The following is a 410-nucleotide window of genomic DNA, read 5'->3' as shown; positions in this document are numbered from 1 at the left end:
AGCGCCTTCTTCGTAGGCCGCGACGTTTCCGTCGTAGCGAGCCGCCCATTATATGGTGGCTTTTCTGCTTCGTCAACACCTTTTTGAGAGGTTGTTGACTTGGCGGCTTCAAGGTTGAGCCCGAAGGCTTTTCGTCGAAGCGAGCCGCCTATTATGGCAGGCTTTTTGTTTCCGTCAACACCTTATTTGATGAACTTGAAGTTCTTCGTGAAGTTGTTGAGCTAACCCAGGCTGTAAAACACCTGGCTTACATAAAAAGACAAACCCCGCTGCGTGAGCAGCGGGGTTTTAGATAAAACCCTGACGATGACCTACTCTCGCACAGCTTAGGCTGCACTACCATCGGCGCGGCTACGTTTCACTTCCGAGTTCGGGATGGGATCGGGTGGTTCCATAGCGCTAATTTCATC

The 410-nt window shown here is 51.2% G+C and carries 1 rRNA gene; it reads right to left on the bottom strand.

Features of this window, described 5'->3' with window-relative positions:
• Positions 1-298 precede the first annotated feature (298 nt).
• A 5S ribosomal RNA gene (gene rrf / locus ACVOMB_RS21125) occupies positions 299-410 on the bottom strand; the annotation flags it as partial.

It is taken from the genome of Stenotrophomonas sp. STEN018 (genome assembly GCF_056760235.1).
Note: the sequence above shows the minus strand (reverse complement) of the source record. Positions and strands in the feature narration are given on the sequence as shown.